The sequence below is a fragment of the Parasphingomonas puruogangriensis genome (assembly GCF_036663635.1).
Classification (GTDB): Bacteria; Pseudomonadota; Alphaproteobacteria; order Sphingomonadales; family Sphingomonadaceae; genus Sphingomonas.
Window position 1 is genome coordinate 73,958 of the sequence record NZ_JAXOJI010000004.1, and the last position, 15,317, is coordinate 89,274.

At 66.5% G+C, this 15,317-nt stretch carries 16 protein-coding genes; 4 read left to right on the plus strand and 12 right to left on the minus strand.

The window, feature by feature from the left end; translation table 11 throughout:
- Positions 1-2: 2 nt before the first annotated feature.
- The 3 genes from U1739_RS11460 to U1739_RS11470 all read right to left on the minus strand — a co-directional run bounded on the left by U1739_RS11460 (position 3) and on the right by U1739_RS11470 (position 5,200).
- Entirely contained in the window at positions 3-746 is a 744-nt protein-coding gene (locus U1739_RS11460; protein WP_332708122.1) for a DsbA family protein, read from the minus strand.
- Positions 743-2,095: a M48 family metalloprotease gene (locus U1739_RS11465; RefSeq protein ID WP_332708124.1), complete on the minus strand. Its 1,353-nt coding sequence runs from the start codon at positions 2,093-2,095 to the stop codon at positions 743-745. Before U1739_RS11465 ends, U1739_RS11460 begins: the two co-directional genes overlap by 4 nt.
- Before the next feature lie 294 nt (positions 2,096-2,389).
- Entirely contained in the window at positions 2,390-5,200 is a 2,811-nt protein-coding gene (locus tag U1739_RS11470; protein ID WP_332708126.1) for an Rne/Rng family ribonuclease, read from the minus strand.
- A gap of 520 nt (positions 5,201-5,720) precedes the next feature.
- Here U1739_RS11470 and U1739_RS11475 point away from each other — a divergent pair.
- Positions 5,721-6,926, plus strand: coding sequence for an N-acetylmuramoyl-L-alanine amidase (locus tag U1739_RS11475; RefSeq protein ID WP_332708128.1), 1,206 nt, complete (start codon positions 5,721-5,723; stop codon positions 6,924-6,926).
- 141 nt (positions 6,927-7,067) lie between these two features.
- Complete coding sequence (locus tag U1739_RS11480; RefSeq protein WP_332708130.1) at positions 7,068-7,397, plus strand: hypothetical protein; 330 nt, start codon at positions 7,068-7,070, stop codon at positions 7,395-7,397.
- A 204-nt stretch (positions 7,398-7,601) separates the two neighbouring features.
- Here U1739_RS11480 and U1739_RS11485 read toward each other — a convergent pair whose 3' ends face one another.
- From U1739_RS11485 to tgt, 3 genes are all read right to left on the minus strand, one after another.
- The gene (locus U1739_RS11485; protein ID WP_332708132.1) at positions 7,602-8,696 is read right to left on the minus strand and encodes a cell wall hydrolase; all 1,095 of its coding nucleotides are present in this window, start codon (positions 8,694-8,696) and stop codon (positions 7,602-7,604) included.
- A 294-nt stretch (positions 8,697-8,990) separates the two neighbouring features.
- A complete protein-coding gene (locus tag U1739_RS11490; RefSeq protein WP_332708134.1) occupies positions 8,991-9,173 on the minus strand; it encodes a hypothetical protein in 183 nt (60 codons plus the stop codon).
- Positions 9,174-9,175: 2 nt separating this feature from the next.
- Positions 9,176-10,318 carry a tRNA guanosine(34) transglycosylase Tgt gene (tgt, locus tag U1739_RS11495; protein WP_332708136.1) on the minus strand — a complete coding sequence of 381 codons (1,143 nt, stop codon included), beginning with the start codon at positions 10,316-10,318 and terminating at the stop codon, positions 9,176-9,178.
- A gap of 100 nt (positions 10,319-10,418) precedes the next feature.
- Here tgt and U1739_RS11500 point away from each other — a divergent pair, with 100 nt between their 5' ends.
- Entirely contained in the window at positions 10,419-10,685 is a 267-nt protein-coding gene (locus tag U1739_RS11500; RefSeq protein ID WP_332708138.1) for a type II toxin-antitoxin system Phd/YefM family antitoxin, read from the plus strand.
- Positions 10,661-11,122, plus strand: a complete 462-nt coding sequence (locus U1739_RS11505; protein WP_332708140.1) for a type II toxin-antitoxin system VapC family toxin — start codon at positions 10,661-10,663, stop codon at positions 11,120-11,122. The genes U1739_RS11500 and U1739_RS11505 overlap by 25 nt, the downstream gene beginning before the upstream one ends.
- Here the strand turns inward: U1739_RS11505 and U1739_RS11510 are convergent.
- The 6 genes from U1739_RS11510 to U1739_RS11535 all read right to left on the minus strand — a co-directional run bounded on the left by U1739_RS11510 (position 11,119) and on the right by U1739_RS11535 (position 15,217).
- A complete protein-coding gene (locus U1739_RS11510; protein WP_332708142.1) occupies positions 11,119-11,577 on the minus strand; it encodes an EF-hand domain-containing protein in 459 nt (152 codons plus the stop codon). The two genes, U1739_RS11505 and U1739_RS11510, sit on opposite strands and share 4 nt — an antisense overlap.
- Positions 11,577-12,614, minus strand: coding sequence for a tRNA preQ1(34) S-adenosylmethionine ribosyltransferase-isomerase QueA (gene queA / locus U1739_RS11515; RefSeq protein ID WP_332708144.1), 1,038 nt, complete (start codon positions 12,612-12,614; stop codon positions 11,577-11,579). Before queA ends, U1739_RS11510 begins: the two co-directional genes overlap by 1 nt.
- 34 nt (positions 12,615-12,648) lie before the next feature.
- On the minus strand, positions 12,649-13,356 hold the full coding sequence (locus tag U1739_RS11520; RefSeq protein WP_443025543.1) for a peptidylprolyl isomerase: 708 nt from the start codon (positions 13,354-13,356) through the stop codon (positions 12,649-12,651).
- Positions 13,357-13,439: 83 nt separating this feature from the next.
- Entirely contained in the window at positions 13,440-13,946 is a 507-nt protein-coding gene (gene coaD, locus U1739_RS11525) for a pantetheine-phosphate adenylyltransferase (RefSeq protein WP_332708148.1), read from the minus strand.
- A 112-nt stretch (positions 13,947-14,058) separates the two neighbouring features.
- Positions 14,059-14,958, minus strand: a complete 900-nt coding sequence (locus tag U1739_RS11530) for a polyprenyl synthetase family protein (RefSeq protein WP_332708149.1) — start codon at positions 14,956-14,958, stop codon at positions 14,059-14,061.
- A gap of 4 nt (positions 14,959-14,962) precedes the next feature.
- Positions 14,963-15,217, minus strand: coding sequence for an exodeoxyribonuclease VII small subunit (locus U1739_RS11535; RefSeq protein ID WP_332708151.1), 255 nt, complete (start codon positions 15,215-15,217; stop codon positions 14,963-14,965).
- Positions 15,218-15,317: the final 100 nt, after the last annotated feature.

A 15,317-nucleotide genomic window follows, 5' to 3' on the forward strand; every position in this document is an offset into this window, starting at 1 on the left:
GATCAAGAAGCCCGCGCTTCCTTCACGGCTTTCTCCAGTTCCTCCAGCGGTAGCGCCGCCGACACGACCTTCGTCCCGATCACCCAACTCGGCGTTCCCGTCAGCCCGAGCGTCTGCGCAACCTGGCGGTTCGCCGCGATCTCCGCTTCCGCCTTGGGTGTCATCGCCGCCGCCTTGGCCAGGTCCACGCCCGCCGTCTTGGCCGCCGCCTGCATCGTCTGTTCCGACACCGGCCCGGCCGCATAGAGCGCATCGTGGAACGGCTTGAACTTGCCCTGCGCGGCTGCCGCGAGACTAAGCCGGGCCGCGGTCACGCTCTGTTCGCTCAGGATCGGGAATTCCTTGAACACCACTTTGACGTTGGGATCGCGCCGCACCAGCTCGGCGATCACCGGCAGGCTGGAGCGGCAATAGCCGCAATTATAATCGAAATATTCGACCAAGGTGACATCACCCTGGGGATTGCCGATCCAGGCGTCGCCGAACGGCTCGAGGATCTGGGCGCGGTTCGCGGCGATGGTCTTGCCGGTCTCGCGCTGCTGCAAACGCTTCATCGCCTCGGGAATGATCTCCGGATGGGCCAGCACGTAATCGTGCACCGTGGCCTCGATCCGGGCCTTGTCCGCCCCGTCGAGCGCGCGCGGCGCGGCGTGCTGCGCGGCCCATAGGATACCGCCGCCGAGCAATGTCGCGGCGAGCATCAGCGCGGCGAGCTTCAGCGAGGATTTGGTTTCGGCATACATCATCGTTTGCGATACTTTTTCGGGTTGTCGTCCATGTCGTTCTGCGCGGTCATGGCGATGTCCTGCGCCCTGATCCAGTCGGACGTGTTGGGTGTGAGTCCCGCCATCGCACCGCGCGCGGCATAGGCGGCGGTGCGCGAATCGCCACCTTGGCTGGCGCGTTCGGCGGTGGCGAGCAGCGCGCGCGGTTCATCGCCGATCCGCTCATAGACGGTGCCGAGCTGGTACCAGGCGAACGGATTTTCCTGGTCGCGCTGCACCGCCTGACGCAGCACGCGCACCGCCTCGGGATAGTTCTTGGCGTCATCGGTGGCGATCAGCGCATGGCCGAAGGTGGTGGCGATCAGCGGCGAATTGCGCGACCGCTCGGTCGCCTCGCGCAACGGCACGACCGCTTCGCTCGGCTTGCCTGCTTCGAGCAGGATCTGGCCCTGGATTTCGAGGAAATAGGGATCGTGCGGATCGGCCTTGATCAGCGCCGCCGCCTCGGCATCGGCTTTGTCGGGATAGCCGGATTTGTGCCACGCATAAGCCCGGGCATAATGCGCGTAGATCGTCTGATTGTCTTCGGGATAGGTGTTGAGCGTGGTCTTGGCGTCGGCCACGAAGCCGTTGAGCTTGGCCTTTACGCGCTTGAAGCGTTCCTCCAGCGCCAGGTCCGGCTTGGCGTTCCACGATTTGCCCGCCATCAGATCGTTGCGCAGATTCTCGATCCGCTGGCCGCTCAAGGGATGGCTCTGCGCGAACGGATCGATGTTCTTCAGGCCGTAGGCATATTCCTGGTTCTGCAGCTTGCGGAAGAAGGACAGCATGCCGCGCCCGCTGACGCCGGAATCGTTGAGATATTTGGCGCCCGCAGCGTCGGCGGTGGATTCCTGCACGCGGGTGAAGGCAAGGAACTTGCCCATGCCGGCGGCCTGGCCCAGCCCCATGATCGCCATGCCCGCATCGCCCGCGCCCGCCACCGCAGCGGCCAGCCCGACGACCATGCTGAGCAAGGTGATGCCCAGCGCCGGCTTGGTCCCGGCATCCTGCAGCACGACATGGCCATCGGCGATATGGCCGAGCTCGTGCGCGATCACGCCCTGCACTTCATTGGCATTGTCGGCCGCCGCGAGCAGCCCGGAATGGACATACACGGTCTGCCCACCGGCGACGAAGGCGTTGATCGAATCGTCGTTGATCAGCACGACGCGGACATTGGCGGGCGACAGGCCGGCGGCGACGATCATCGGCCGCGACATGTCGGCGAACATCTGCTCGGTCTCGGCATCGCGCAGGATCGACTGCGCGGCGGCGGGCTGCGCCCAAAGCAGGAGGGAGGCCGCGAGCCCTGCGACGATACGTTTCATACCGGACATATCGGGGAGTTTTCCGGTGGTGGCAATTGGCGGGAGGCAGGGCGTGGGCCGGTACGGCTGAATGGGCGGTGTACGTCGAGAGACTGCCCAACTGGTCGTCACCCCGGGCTTGCCCGGGGGCCCAGCTTCTTCTGCTCTGGTGAGAAGTAAGAAGCTGGGCCCCGGCTCAAGGCCGGGGTGACGGGTGGGGGGCGGTCGTGGTGATCGTAGCGGTGGCGGGTAGGGAAATATAAAAAAGGCCCCCTCCCGCGCCGGGGAGAGGGCCTTTCTCATCCATTCAGCCGATCACGCGCCGAAGGTGCGCTGCCACCAGCCGCGGCGCGGGCTGCCCGCTTCGCCGGGATCGGCGTCGATCTCGCGCTCCGCCGGCATTGCCTCGGGCTCGGCCTCGGCTTCGGCTTCGACGACCGGAGCAGGAGCGGGGGCTGCTGCCTTAGGCGTGCGCGGCTTCGGGGCTGCCTTGGGCGCCGGTGCTGCGACCGGTGCTTCGACATCCGTCACCGCGGCCTTTTTGCGCGGCGCACGACGCTTCTTGGGCGCGGGCTCCTCCGACACCGGCACGTCCATCAGCGCCGGGCTGTCGACCACGGCCTCTTCCACTGGCGTTGCTTCGGCCGCGACCGTGTCCGCCTTCTTGCGACGGCTGCGCTTGGGCTTGGCCGGGGCTTCGGCTTCCGGCTCCACGACCGGCGCGGCTTCGACCACCGGTTCGGCCTCGACCACGGGGGCCGCAACCGCCGGTGCCGTATCGGCGCCGCGGGCGCGGGGACGACGGCGGCCCTTCTTGGGCGCTTCCTCGACGTCCGCGACCGGCTCGGGCGCTTCGGTCCCGACCGGTGCAGCGCCGATCGCTTCGACATCGCCGTCGACCGCTTCCGGCGTCTCGCCAGTGCCCTCGGCGCGATCGCCCTCGTTGCGACGACCGCCACGACGACCGCGACGCCCGCGACGACGGCGGCCTTCGCCTTCTTCGCTTACCGGCGTCTCGCCGGCGAACTCGGCATCGCCTTCGACGACCACGTCTTCGGCCTCGACATCGCTCTCGACCGTCTCGTCGGCCGCAGCCTCGTCGCCTTCACGTGCTTCCTCGCCCTCGGGACGGTTGCGACCGCGACGACCGCGACGGCGCCGACGCTTGCGCCCGCCCCCCTCGTCATTGGCATCATCGGCCGCACGCTCGGTGCGCTCGCGTGGTTCGCGCGGCGCACGGGGCTCGGCTGCCTCTTCGGTTTCTTCGTCGTCCTCGACCTCGTCGAACTCTTCCTCGATCTCCTCGGGATAGTCCTCTTCGATCTCGACAATCGGCGCGGCGAAGCGTGGCGCGTAGGCTGGCGGCGGGCCGGCCACTTCGACCGACATGCGCGCGCCTTCCTGCTCGCCGTCCGGCGTCACTTCGATCGTCACGCCGTAGCGCTCCTCGATCTCGGCCAGGTCACCGCGCTTGCGGTTGAGCAGGAAGAAGGCCGCTTCCGCGCTGGCGTGTAGCGTGAGGATCGAGCCGCGACCCTGCGCCGCTTCGTCCTCGATCAGGCGCAGCGCCGACACGCCCGACGACGATGCCGTGCGCACCAGCCCGGTGCCTTCGCAATGCGGGCACTGGCGGGTGGAGGCCTCGAGCACGCCGGTGCGCAGGCGCTGGCGGCTCATTTCCATCAGCCCGAAGCTGGAGATGCGGCCGACCTGGATGCGCGCGCGATCGTTCTTCAGCGCGTCCTTCATCGCCTTCTCGACTTTGCGGACGTTCGAGCTGTTATCCATGTCGATGAAATCGATCACGACCAGCCCGGCCATGTCGCGCAGGCGCAACTGGCGGGCGATTTCCTGCGCCGCTTCGAGGTTGGTCGCCGTGGCGGTCTGCTCGATGCTGTGTTCGCGGGTCGAACGGCCCGAGTTGATGTCGATCGACACCAACGCCTCGGTCGGGTTGATCACCAGATAGCCGCCCGACTTGAGCTGCACCACCGGGTGGTACATCGCGGCGAGCTGCTCCTCGACGCGGGCGCGCTGGTACAGCGGCACGGCATCGGAATAATGCGTCACTTTGCGCGCATGGCTGGGCATCAGGAGTTTCATGAACTCCCTGGCCTGCTGATAGCCCTCGACGCCCTCGACGATGACCTCGTCGATATCCTTGTTGTAGATATCGCGGATCGCGCGCTTGAGTAGGTCGCTATCGCCGTAAACGAGCGCTGGCGCAGAAGATTCGAGCGTCTTCTCGCGGATCCCGTCCCACAGTCGGGCGAGATAGTCGAAGTCGCGCTTGATTTCCTGGCGCGTGCGCTGGAGCCCGGCGGTGCGCACGATGCAGCCCATCGATGGGGGCAGCTTCATGTCGGCCATGATCGACTTGAGGCGCTTGCGATCGCCGGCATTGCTGATCTTGCGGCTGATTCCGCCGCCATGCGACGTGTTCGGCATCAGCACGCAGTACCGGCCGGCCAGCGACAGATAGGAGGTCAGCGCCGCGCCCTTATTGCCGCGTTCTTCCTTGACGACCTGGACCAGCAGCACCTGGCGGCGGCGGATCACGTCCTGGATCTTGTAGCGATGGCGCAGGTTGGAGCGGCGCTCGCGCAGGTCCTCGGCGGCTTCGTCATTGGCGCCGCGCTTGCGGCGACGGCCGCGCGGTTCACCCGAGCCCTCGGCGGCGACTTCGGCTTCTACCCCGCCATCGTCCTCGAAACGCTCGACGCTGTCTTCGTCGATTTCGTCATCATGCTCGCCGCCCGAGACGTAGCCGTCTTCGTCGTCATGCAATTCATCATCGTCATCGTCATGCTGCGCGCGCAGCGCCATTTCCTCGGCGGCATGCTCGGCCTCTTCGCGCAGCAGCGCGTCACGGTCTTCCTTGGGGATCTGATAGTAATCGGGGTGGATCTCGCTGAACGCCAGGAACCCATGGCGATTGCCGCCGTAATCGACGAACGCCGCCTGCAAAGAAGGTTCTACGCGGGTAACCTTGGCGAGATAGATATTGCCCTTGAGCTGCTTGTGCTCGGACGATTCGAAATCAAATTCCTCGATTCGATTTCCATTGACCACGGCGACCCGGGTTTCTTCCCGGTGGCGTGCGTCGATCAGCATACGCATTGTCATGTAATGTTCTCCGGGCGCGCGGTCCGGTGCCTGAGGCTCCCCGCGCGCGATTGTGATGCGGCGGCGCAGGGGGCGGTGTGCCGCCCGATTGCGTGCCGTCGATGGACGTAATTGCCTCTGTACGGTGTGCACGCCCCGGCATGTGGCCCTGGGCAGCCTGCGCGTCCGCGATCCCGCCGGCAAATGCCGGGCGGAGCGGAGGGCAGGGGAAATGCATCATGCGTACGTCAACCTGGATGGGCCGCGCGCCAGACCGGCGCGGGCCATGTGGACCGGCGGACAGAAGACCTGTGCCGGTGCACCTGCATGACTAGCACCGGACGTGAAGCGCAGCAACTGGCACGTTCTGGCCGCACCAACGGCAGTTAATTGCCGAACGCGCGGTTAACCCTGTCACTTCACGCTACCGGAAGACAGCGACCGCTATCAGTGATGCTTGTCGTTGAATTTACTCAAATGGGACCCCCCGCCCATGGTTTTTAACTGGACCGCGCTAGTAGCTGCGCGGCAATACCGCCCTGTGTCCTTGCTGCTCGCCTTGCTGACCTGCTGGTTTTCCAGCGTTCCCGCGCTGGCGACGGCGATCGACCGTGTCGAGGTGAAGCGCGATCGCATCGTCGTGCATCTCGATGACCAAGTGAGCGGCGCCACCGCGTTCGTGCTTGGCGGCCCCAATCGCATCGCGCTCGATCTGGCCGGCGCGCGGCCGGGCGGGCGGAGCGAGACCGGCGGGCCGGTAACCGCCGTGCGTCAGGCCGCGCGGGGCGAGGACGGCGCGCGGCTGGTATTCGATCTGGCGCGCCCGGCGATCGTCACCGAAGGCCGGTTCGGCAATGATGGGCGCGAACTCACGCTGGCGCTGCGCGATGTGGATGACGCCAGCTTCGCGCGCGCTGCGGCGGGCCCCAGGAAGAGCTTCCTGCCGCCGGCCAACACCCACGCCGCCCCGCGCCGTCCCTATGCATTATCGATCGCCGTGCCCAAGCCCAGCAACAAGCTCAAGCTGCCCGCCGTTTATGGCGATGACGACACCCGCCCGTTGGTGGTGATCGATGCCGGGCATGGCGGAATCGATCCCGGCGCGATTTCGCCGACCGATCATCTGCGCGAGAAGGACGTCACCTTGCGCATCGCCCGGGCGATCCGCGACGAACTGGTGCGCTCCGGCCGCGTGCGCGTCGCGCTGACCCGCGAGGACGATCGCTTCCTCGTGCTGCAGGAACGCTACGGCATCGCGCGCAAGCTCAAGGCCAGCCTGTTCATCTCGATCCATTGCGACAGCGTCGGCACGGGCATGGCCAGCGGCGCATCGGTCTATACCTTGTCCGAGGTCGCCTCGGACAAGGAATCGGCGCGACTGGCGGCGCGGGAGAATAAGGCGGATATCATCGGCGGGATCGATCTCGGCGGCACGAGCACCGACATCTCCTCGATCCTGATCGACCTCACGCAGCGCGAGACGATGAACTCCTCGGCCAGCTTCGCCCGCTTGCTCGGGCGCGAGGCGCAGCCGCTGATCCCGATGAAAGTCAATTTCCACCGCATGGCCTCGCTCATGGTGCTGAAGGCGCCGGACATGCCCTCGATCCTGTTCGAGACGGGCTATCTCTCCAATCCGAGCGACGCGGCGTTCATCGACTCCGCAGACGGCCGCAAGCGTATCGCGCAAAGCGTGCGTCGCGCGGTCGAAGTGCATTTCGCGCGGCGGCTGGCGGCGGCCGACTGATCTTACCCGCTACTGGGGGCAGAGCGGAAAATCGGCACAGTTCGCGACACTTTCCCCGGCCTTGTGGCACATTCCTGCGACAGCCGAGTTTCATAACCGCAGTCAGGCCGAAACGATCGGCCGGCTAAAGGAGTTTAGGTTATGAACAAGATCATGCTCGCCCTGGCAGGCCTGGGCTTCGCTACCGCCGCCATTCCCGCGGCCAACGCTGCGCCGTGGCAGACCATCAACCAGCGCCAGGCGAACCTGTCGCAGCGTATCGACCAAGGCGTGCGCTCGGGTCGACTCAATCGTGCCGAAGCGGCGCGCGTGAAGGCGGAGTATCGCGGCTTGGTCCGGCTCGAAGCCCAGTATCGCCGCAGCCGCCCGGGCCTCACGCTCAGCGAGCGCAACACGCTCGATCGCCGCTACGACAAACTCAGCCAGCGGGTACGGTTCGAGAAGAACGATCGGCCGGGCCATCGTCGCTGATCGCTAGGTAACTTCTCAATGTTTGACGGCCCCGCCAGCAATGGCGGGGCCGTTTCCACTTTAGACCGACGCTTCCCCGGCGCAGGCCGGGGCCCAGTCGCGGAACGCTGATTGGCTAACGTGGTGCATCGTTTCCTCGGCCAGCGCGACTGGGCGCTAGCCTGCGCCGGGTAGCGCAGAAGGGGACTAAGGGCGCCGTCAAGTTCAGCGGAGCGCTTTGCCCGAATCCTTCCAGCGGTCGAGAATCTGCGAATCGTCCGTCCGCGCGCCTGCCACCGGCGCGCCCGCGGCCGGCCCGACGGCCGCCGTGGCAGGCTTGACGGCGCCCGCCACCGGTAAGCCGCTCTGCGCATAAGCCGGCTGGACCGCCGCCGGGGGCGTGGCGACGATCAGCGGCACCTGCGCCGCCAGCGCCACTGCCACCAGCGGTACGACCGGCGCGGTCGGGCGCGGATGCGGGCCCGGTAGGGGTTCATGACCGGTATAGACCTGTTTGAACGCGCTGGCCGTGCCCCAATAGCCTTTCCAGCGGTGGAAGAAATGCGCGCCCACGGCCGCGGTCATCACCAGGCTGCGGTTCCACGCCGGGGTCACCGCATAGGTATGGTAATGCGTCGCCATGCCGACCGGGGCATAGACCGATCCGGCCAGCGCGCGCGCCGCGACGCCCAAGGCGCGGTTCCAATAGGCTTTCACGGGGATGCGCGCCATCGATCCGTCGCAGGCATAGCTGAACTGGCAGCCGGTGGTGCGTTCCGATCCCTGATAGACCACGCCGCATACCGTGCCGGGGAAGGCCGGATGGCGCACGCGGTTGAGGATAACCTGCGCCACAGCCTGCTGGCCGGCATCGGGTTCGCTTGCCGCTTCGTAATAGATCGCCGTGGTCAGGCATTGCAGCGCGCGGCCGCGATCGGTCGCGCTGGCCGCCTGCATCGAGAAGGGCGGGGCAGCCTGGATTGAGCTGTCGGCGATCAACGACGCGCTTTGTGCTTCCGCTGGCAGCGGCATGTCGGGCAAGGCGGCGGTGCCGGTCGCGCCAGTGGTCGGGGCAGCGCTTTCCTCAGCGACATAGAAATAGGCCGCGCCGGGGAAATGGTCTTCGGTCTCATAGCCCGCCGGGCGCGGCGCGGGGCGAGCGGGCGCCTCCTGGGTCGCGGCGATCGCGCGCAGCGCGGCATGTGCCGACACGCCGACGCCAACCAGCGCCAGCAGACATAGTGCGCCAAGCTTGGTCAGCAGCCGTAATTTCAGCCAGTTGGTGATCAATTCCAGCGTCACGCCGTGTATGGGCTCCATGCGCCGCGAATCAGCGCGACGACGCGCATAGCCCGGATCGCCCCGGCGCACTGCCCGTCATTTCGCCGCGTCCCGGCGCGAAACAGTTGATAGTTAATGTAAAGTTTGAAACGCGGGCGCGGCTTCGGACCGTCGCCATGGCGGCGCGCGCCAACAATCATTTCCGTGATCCTGAACTCGATTCAGGATCCATCGTGCGGCAAGGGCAATGCCCACGCTTCTGTCCGGGACTTAGCCGCCCGATGGATCCTGAAACAAGTTCAGGATCACGGTGGTTGCTAGGAGGTCCGCGCCTCAGTCTTTGTTGCGCCCGGCGAACAGCATCGCCGCCGCCACCGCCGCCGAACCGATGCCGACACCGAGGCCAATCGCGGCGATCGGCCAGTTCTTCTTGTCTGCATCGGCTTTCAGCCGCTCTTTGGCCGCTTTGGCATGCGCCGCCGCAGCGACGATCTCGTTGGGTTCCTGATCGGACACGCTTACTCTCCGGATATGGGCTCTTTTCGATATGCCGCGCGGAAGCCGTTGGCAAACACCGTCAACCGCCGATCGGCGATCGCCGCCCGCAGATCGGCCATCAAGGCCTGGTAGAAATACAGGTTATGTTCGGTCATCAACATCGCGCCGAGAATCTCGTCCGAGCGTACCAGATGATGCAGATAGGCGCGCGTCCACGTCCCGCACACCGGGCAGGCGCAGGCCGGATCGAGCGGCCCCTGGTCTTCGCCGAAGCGCGCGTTGCGCAAATTGATCGGCCCGCCGCGCGTGAAGGCCTGGCCGGTACGGCCCGATCGGGTGGGCAGCACGCAATCGAACATGTCGATGCCGCGCTCGACCGCGCCGACGATATCGTCGGGTTTGCCCACGCCCATCAGGTAACGCGGCTTGTCCGCCGGCAATTGCCCGGGCGCGAAATCGAGGCAGCCGAACATCGCTTCCTGCCCTTCGCCAACCGCCAGCCCGCCCACAGCATAGCCGTCGAACCCGATCGCGGTTAGTTCACTGGCGCTTTCGGCGCGCAAGCGTTCGTCGAGCGCGCCTTGCTGGATGCCGAAGATCGCCGCGCGCGCGGCGTGCTCGGTGCCGCCGTCGAATGCGTCGCGGCTGCGCTTGGCCCAGCGCATCGAACGCGCCATCGCCGCGGCCTGCACCTCGCGCGTCGACGTGGTCGGCACGAGCTCGTCGAACGCCATGACGATGTCGGAGCCCAATAGCCGCTGGATCTCGATCGATCGTTCCGGGCTGATCGTATGCTTCGAGCCGTCGATATGGCTGCGGAACGTCACGCCATTCTCGTCGCGCTTGTTGAGATCGCTGAGGCTCATCACCTGATAGCCGCCTGAATCGGTCAGGATCGGCCGGTCCCAGCCCATGAACGCGTGCAATCCGCCCAGTCGCGCGACACGCTCGGCAGTGGGCCGCAGCATCAGGTGATAGGTGTTGCCGAGGATGATGTCCGCACCCGACGCGCGCACGTCGCCCGGCTTCATTGCCTTGACGGTCGCGGCGGTGCCGACCGGCATGAACGCCGGCGTGCGGATCTCGCCGCGCTGCATGCGGATCGCGCCGGTGCGCGCCTTGCCGTCGGTGGCGGTGATGGCGAAGTCGAAACGGGAGGTCATGGCGGTGTCCATGCCGTCTTGGTTCACGACTGTCGAGTATTGACCGTCGTACCATTGACCAATACATTTGACCAATATTCTTCGTGGCCGGGACCGGACGATGCGTGCGACGATTGAGATGTCGGTCAGCGAGTTCAAGGCCAAGTGCCTCGACCTCTTCAACCAGATCGCCGATCATCGCCTCGCCGGCGTGACAGTGACGCGACATGGCCGCCCCGTGGCGCAGATCGGGCCGCCACCGGTGCAGCAACAGGATATCGATAGCCTGTTCGGATTTCTGGCAGGAAGCGTCACGTTGCCGGCGGATATCGATCTGACCCAGCCGGTGATCGACATGGCCGAATGGTCGCCAACCTTGCCGACATGACGGCAAGGTCGGGGCCGCACCCGGCGGCCGTGCTGCTCGATACCTGTGCATTGATCTGGCTCGGCAATCGCAGTCCGATCGCTGCGGAGGCGTGGAAGGACATTCGCCACGCCGGCCTGGCCGACGGTGTTTTCGTGTCGCCGGTCTCCGCATGGGAGATCGGGTTGCTGGCCGCCGCCGCCAAGGTCGCCAACCCGTTCGCGCCGAACGCCAACGCTTGGTTCGCGCAAATGATGTCCGCGCCGGGCATCAGGCCGGCGGCGCTGACGCCCGATATCGCGATCGACTCGGCGGTCTTGCCGGGCGCCTTTCACCGCGATCCGGCCGACCGGTTGCTGGTGGCGACAGCACGGGCGATGAACATCCCGCTCGTCACGCGCGACAGCAAAATCCTTGCATACGCAGCCGCTGGCCACGTTGCGGCGATCGCCTGCTAGCGGCGCTTGCCCGGTGGGCGCGGCGGGAGAGCGCTGCGGATCGTCAGCAGTTCCGCGCGGGTGAGCGACCCATTCTTGTCGCTATCGTAGCGGTCGAACAGCCGATCGAATTCCGCGCTCAGTTCGGCGAGCGTGATGCGGTCGTCATTATCGGTGTCGACGCCATATTGGCTGGGCAGTGCGTTGGCGTCGCCGAGCCAGCGCAGCGCCCAGTCGCCATAGCCGATATAGCCGATATCGGCCTTGCCTTGCGCCACGCCGGCAAAGCTGCGCGCGAGACAGGCGTGCAGTTCCGCCCGCGTCACGACCGCGTCGTTATCGGCGTCGCATGCCGCGATCAGCATCGCTGCCGGCTCGACCACGATCGAGGCGAACGGCTGCGGCTTGGCGCCTGGCGCCACCGGCGGCGGCGCGGGTTGCTGGGCGGTGGCGAGCAATAGGGCAGCGAGCAGCATCACATGTCCTTCGTCGGCAGCAACAGGCTGGCATCCCCATAGCTATAGAAGCGATAGCCACTGTCGATGGCATGCGCATAGGCCGCCTGCATGCGCTCGCGGCCCATCAGCGCTGAGACCAGCATGAACAGGGTCGAGCGGGGCAGGTGGAAATTGGTCATCAGCCCGTCGATCCCGCGGAAGCGATAGCCCGGCGTGATGAAAATCGCCGTGTCGCCCTCGAACGGGCGGACGATATCGTCCTCCCCGCTGGCGCTCTCGATCAGCCGCAAGCTTGTCGTGCCGACCGCGATCACCCGGCCACCGGCGGCGCGCGTGGCGTTGAGCCGGTCGGCGGTCGCCGCGTCGATCCGGCCCCATTCGGCGTGCATCTGATGCGCATCGGTATCCTCCGCCTTGACCGGCAGGAAGGTGCCTGCGCCGACATGCAGCGTCAGCGTGGCATGGCCGATGCCGCCCGCCTCCAGCGCGGCGATCAGCTCGGGTGTGAAATGCAGCGCCGCCGTGGGCGCGGCGACGGCGCCTTTTTCCGCGGCGAACATCGTCTGGTAATCGTCGAGGTCGCTGGCATCGGCGGGGCGCTTGGCGGCGATATAGGGCGGCAGCGGCATGCGGCCGGCGCGGTCGAGCAACAGTTCGACCGGCTCGTCGCCAGCGAAGGTCAGCGCGACGCTGCCGTCCGCCAGTTTGTCCGAAGCGATCGCCGATACGCCATGGCCGAAATCGACGCTGTCGCCGTCGCGCAGCCGCTTGGCGTTGCGCACGAACGCGCGCCAGCGGCGCGGCCCCTCGCGCTTGTGCAAGGTCGCGCCGATCTTGGCGTCTCCCCGGGTGCCTTCGAGCTGCGCCGGGATGACGCGCGTATCGTTGAACACCAGCAGGTCGCCGCGGCGCAATTGCGCGGGCAGATCGCCGACATGGCAGTCGCGCGTCTCGGCGCCGTCAAGCACCAGCAGGCGCGCAGCATCGCGCGGGGAAGCCGGGCGCAACGCGATGCGCTCGGGCGGCAAGAGGAAATCGAACAGATCGACGTTCATGGCGTGGGTCCCCGCCCGCGAGCGGGGCGCTTGATTACTTCTTGGGGGCGGGCTTCTTCGCCACCGGCTTGGCCGTCGGCAGCGGCAGCGGCGTCGGGGCTGCGACCGGGGCGGGCGCGTAAGCCGGCGGGCCATCCGCGGCGATATAGGCATGGACGATCTTCGAGGGGTTCACCGGCGGCTCGCCACGCTCGATCGCGTCGACATATTGCATGCCTTCGATCACGCGGCCGAACACGGTGTATTTCTTGTCGAGGCTGAGCCGCGGCTGGAAAACGATGAAGAACTGGCTGTTGGCGCTGTCCGGCTTGTCCGCGCGGGCGGCGGAGACGGCGCCGCGGACGTGCGGCAGATAATTGAACTCGGCCGGCAGATCGGGCAGCGCGGAGCCGCCGGTGCCGTCGCCCTTGGGATCGCCGCCCTGCGCCATGAAGCCCTCGATCACGCGGTGGAACGGCAGGCCGTCATAGAAATGCTGGCGAGTCAGCGTCTTGACCCGCTCGACCATCTTCGGCGCGGCGTCGCCGCGCAGCCAGATGACCACGCGGCCGCCGGTCGACAGATCGAGATACAGCAGATTTTCGGGGTCGGTCGCCGAGGCCGGCGCGATGCGCGGCGCGAAGACCACGGGGGATTCGACATTCTTCAGCGGCGCGGCCTTTTCCGGGGCCGGCTGCTGGGCCATTACCGGGGCGGCAAACAGCGCGCACGCAAACGCAATCATGGTGGCAATCGAACGCATCATATCCCCGCGAAAATTTCGGCAGCAAGTGCGGCGTCTAGAGCAAATCCCGGCTTGCGCCAATCTGAACGTCAGTCGCCCGTTCAGCTGCCTTTGCGACCAATCTGGCCGACCCGGGCAATCACCTCGTCCGATACGCGCGGCGGCACGAACTTGGTGATATCGCCGCCATACAGCGCGATCTCCTTGACCAGCCGGCTGGCGATCGGCTGCAGCGCGACATCGGCCATCAGGAACACGGTTTCGACGCGCGGATTGATCTGCTGGTTCATCCCCGCCATCTGATATTCATATTCGAAATCGGCCACCGCGCGCAGGCCCCGCACGATCACCTTGGCGCCTTGCTTCTCCGCGAAATCCATCAGCAGCGAATCGAAACTGACCACTTCGATATCGCCGCCAATCTCCTCGATCTCGCGGCGCACCATGGCCATGCGCTCCGCGATGCTGAACATCGGCGATTTGGAGGCATTGGTGGTGACGCCGACGACCAGCCGATCGACTAGCTTCGCGCCACGCCGGATGATGTCGGTATGGCCGAGCGTGATGGGGTCGAACGTGCCGGGATAGACGCCGATGCGGGTGGTCATGGTTTAGCTCCCCAATCCTGAACCGTCATCCCAGCGAACGCTGGGATCTTCGTGGGGAGAACGTGACGCTCGCCCCATAGATACCCCAGCTTTCGCTGGGGTGACGGAAAGGTCAATGATCCCGCGCCATCACGAAGCGGGCGATATCGCGCAACAAATCCGCTTCCGCGCCATAGGCGTGCAGATGCGCGATCGCCTGATCGACCAGCATGCGCAATTGCGCGCGTGCGCGATCGAGGCCGAGCAGCGACAGGAACGTCTCCTTGCCCGCCGCTTCGTCCTTGCGCAGCGCCTTGCCGGCCAATGCCTGGTCGCCTTCGACGTCGAGAATATCGTCGGCGATCTGGAAGGCGAGGCCAAGGTCGCGCGCATAACCGCGCAGACCCGTGCGTCCCTCGATCGGCAAGCGCCCCAAGATCGCGCCGGCCTCGACCGAGGCGGCGATCAGCGCACCGGTCTTCATCGCCTGCAACCGCGTGACGGTGGGCAGGTCGAAGCTCGATTTCTCGGCTTCGAGGTCCATCATCTGCCCGCCGGCCATGCCGTTCGGGCCGGAGGCGCGGGCGAGATCGGCGATCAGTTCGACACGGACGAACGGATCGGCATGCGTCGCGGGATCGGCCAGCACGTCGAACGCCAGCGCGTGCAGGCAATCGCCGGCCAGGATCGCAGTCGCCTCGCCGAACGCGATATGCGCGGCGGGTTTACCGTGGCGCATGTCATCATCGTCCATCGCCGGCAGATCGTCATGGATCAGCGAATAGACATGGATGCATTCGATCGCGAGGCCCGCCCGCCCGGCACAGTCGCGGTCGACGCCGAACAATTGCGCCGTCGCCTGGACCAGCAACGGCCGCAACCTTTTCCCGCCGCCGATCGCGGCATGGCGCATCGCACGGTACAGATCGGCGCGCGGGTCGGTGGGCACGTCGAGCAGCGCGTCGAAGCGCGCGTCGATATCGCGCGCAACCTCGGCCAGTGCCGCCTGCAACGCTGGTGACGCTCCCCCCACCACGTCAGCCTGCGGCAAAGGGCTGGGTGCCGGCAGCGCGGCCGTCGGCATCGGTGCGGATCGATTCGATGCGCGATTGCGCGGCATCGAGCCGCTCCTTGCAGCGCAGCCGCAATTTGTCGCCGCGCTCGTACAAGGCGATCGCGCCTTCCAGCGGCTCGTCGCCGGATTCGAGCCGACCGACGATCGCCTCCAGCTCACGCAACGCCGCTTCGAACGACAGGTCTTCGACGGGAGTTTGAACGGGGGGAATTTCCATGGCCGCGCTATGGCCTGTGCGGGCGATGGGGGTCAAGCGCGGGGGGACTCACAAGCCAACGCCCCCGCCTTTAGGGGAGGGGCTTTTAGGATAAGTCGCG

What these genes read in the sequence shown, in the direction of transcription:
- U1739_RS11500 (WP_332708138.1), top strand. Translation starts at nt 10,419, where the DNA reads ATGCGTGCGACGATTGAGATGTCGGTCAGCGAGTTCAAGGCCAAGTGC.
- coaD (WP_332708148.1), bottom strand. Translation starts at nt 13,946, where the DNA reads ATGACCACCCGCATCGGCGTCTATCCCGGCACGTTCGACCCCATCACG.
- queA (WP_332708144.1), bottom strand. Translation starts at nt 12,614, where the DNA reads ATGAACGTCGATCTGTTCGATTTCCTCTTGCCGCCCGAGCGCATCGCG.
- U1739_RS11520 (WP_443025543.1), bottom strand. Translation starts at nt 13,356, where the DNA reads ATGCGTTCGATTGCCACCATGATTGCGTTTGCGTGCGCGCTGTTTGCC.
- U1739_RS11470 (WP_332708126.1), bottom strand. Translation starts at nt 5,200, where the DNA reads ATGACAATGCGTATGCTGATCGACGCACGCCACCGGGAAGAAACCCGG.
- U1739_RS11465 (WP_332708124.1), bottom strand. Translation starts at nt 2,095, where the DNA reads ATGAAACGTATCGTCGCAGGGCTCGCGGCCTCCCTCCTGCTTTGGGCG.
- tgt (WP_332708136.1), bottom strand. Translation starts at nt 10,318, where the DNA reads ATGACCTCCCGTTTCGACTTCGCCATCACCGCCACCGACGGCAAGGCG.
- U1739_RS11535 (WP_332708151.1), bottom strand. Translation starts at nt 15,217, where the DNA reads ATGGAAATTCCCCCCGTTCAAACTCCCGTCGAAGACCTGTCGTTCGAA.
- U1739_RS11510 (WP_332708142.1), bottom strand. Translation starts at nt 11,577, where the DNA reads ATGCTGCTCGCTGCCCTATTGCTCGCCACCGCCCAGCAACCCGCGCCG.
- U1739_RS11460 (WP_332708122.1), bottom strand. Translation starts at nt 746, where the DNA reads ATGATGTATGCCGAAACCAAATCCTCGCTGAAGCTCGCCGCGCTGATG.
- U1739_RS11485 (WP_332708132.1), bottom strand. Translation starts at nt 8,696, where the DNA reads ATGGAGCCCATACACGGCGTGACGCTGGAATTGATCACCAACTGGCTG.
- U1739_RS11505 (WP_332708140.1), top strand. Translation starts at nt 10,661, where the DNA reads ATGGTCGCCAACCTTGCCGACATGACGGCAAGGTCGGGGCCGCACCCG.
- U1739_RS11480 (WP_332708130.1), top strand. Translation starts at nt 7,068, where the DNA reads ATGAACAAGATCATGCTCGCCCTGGCAGGCCTGGGCTTCGCTACCGCC.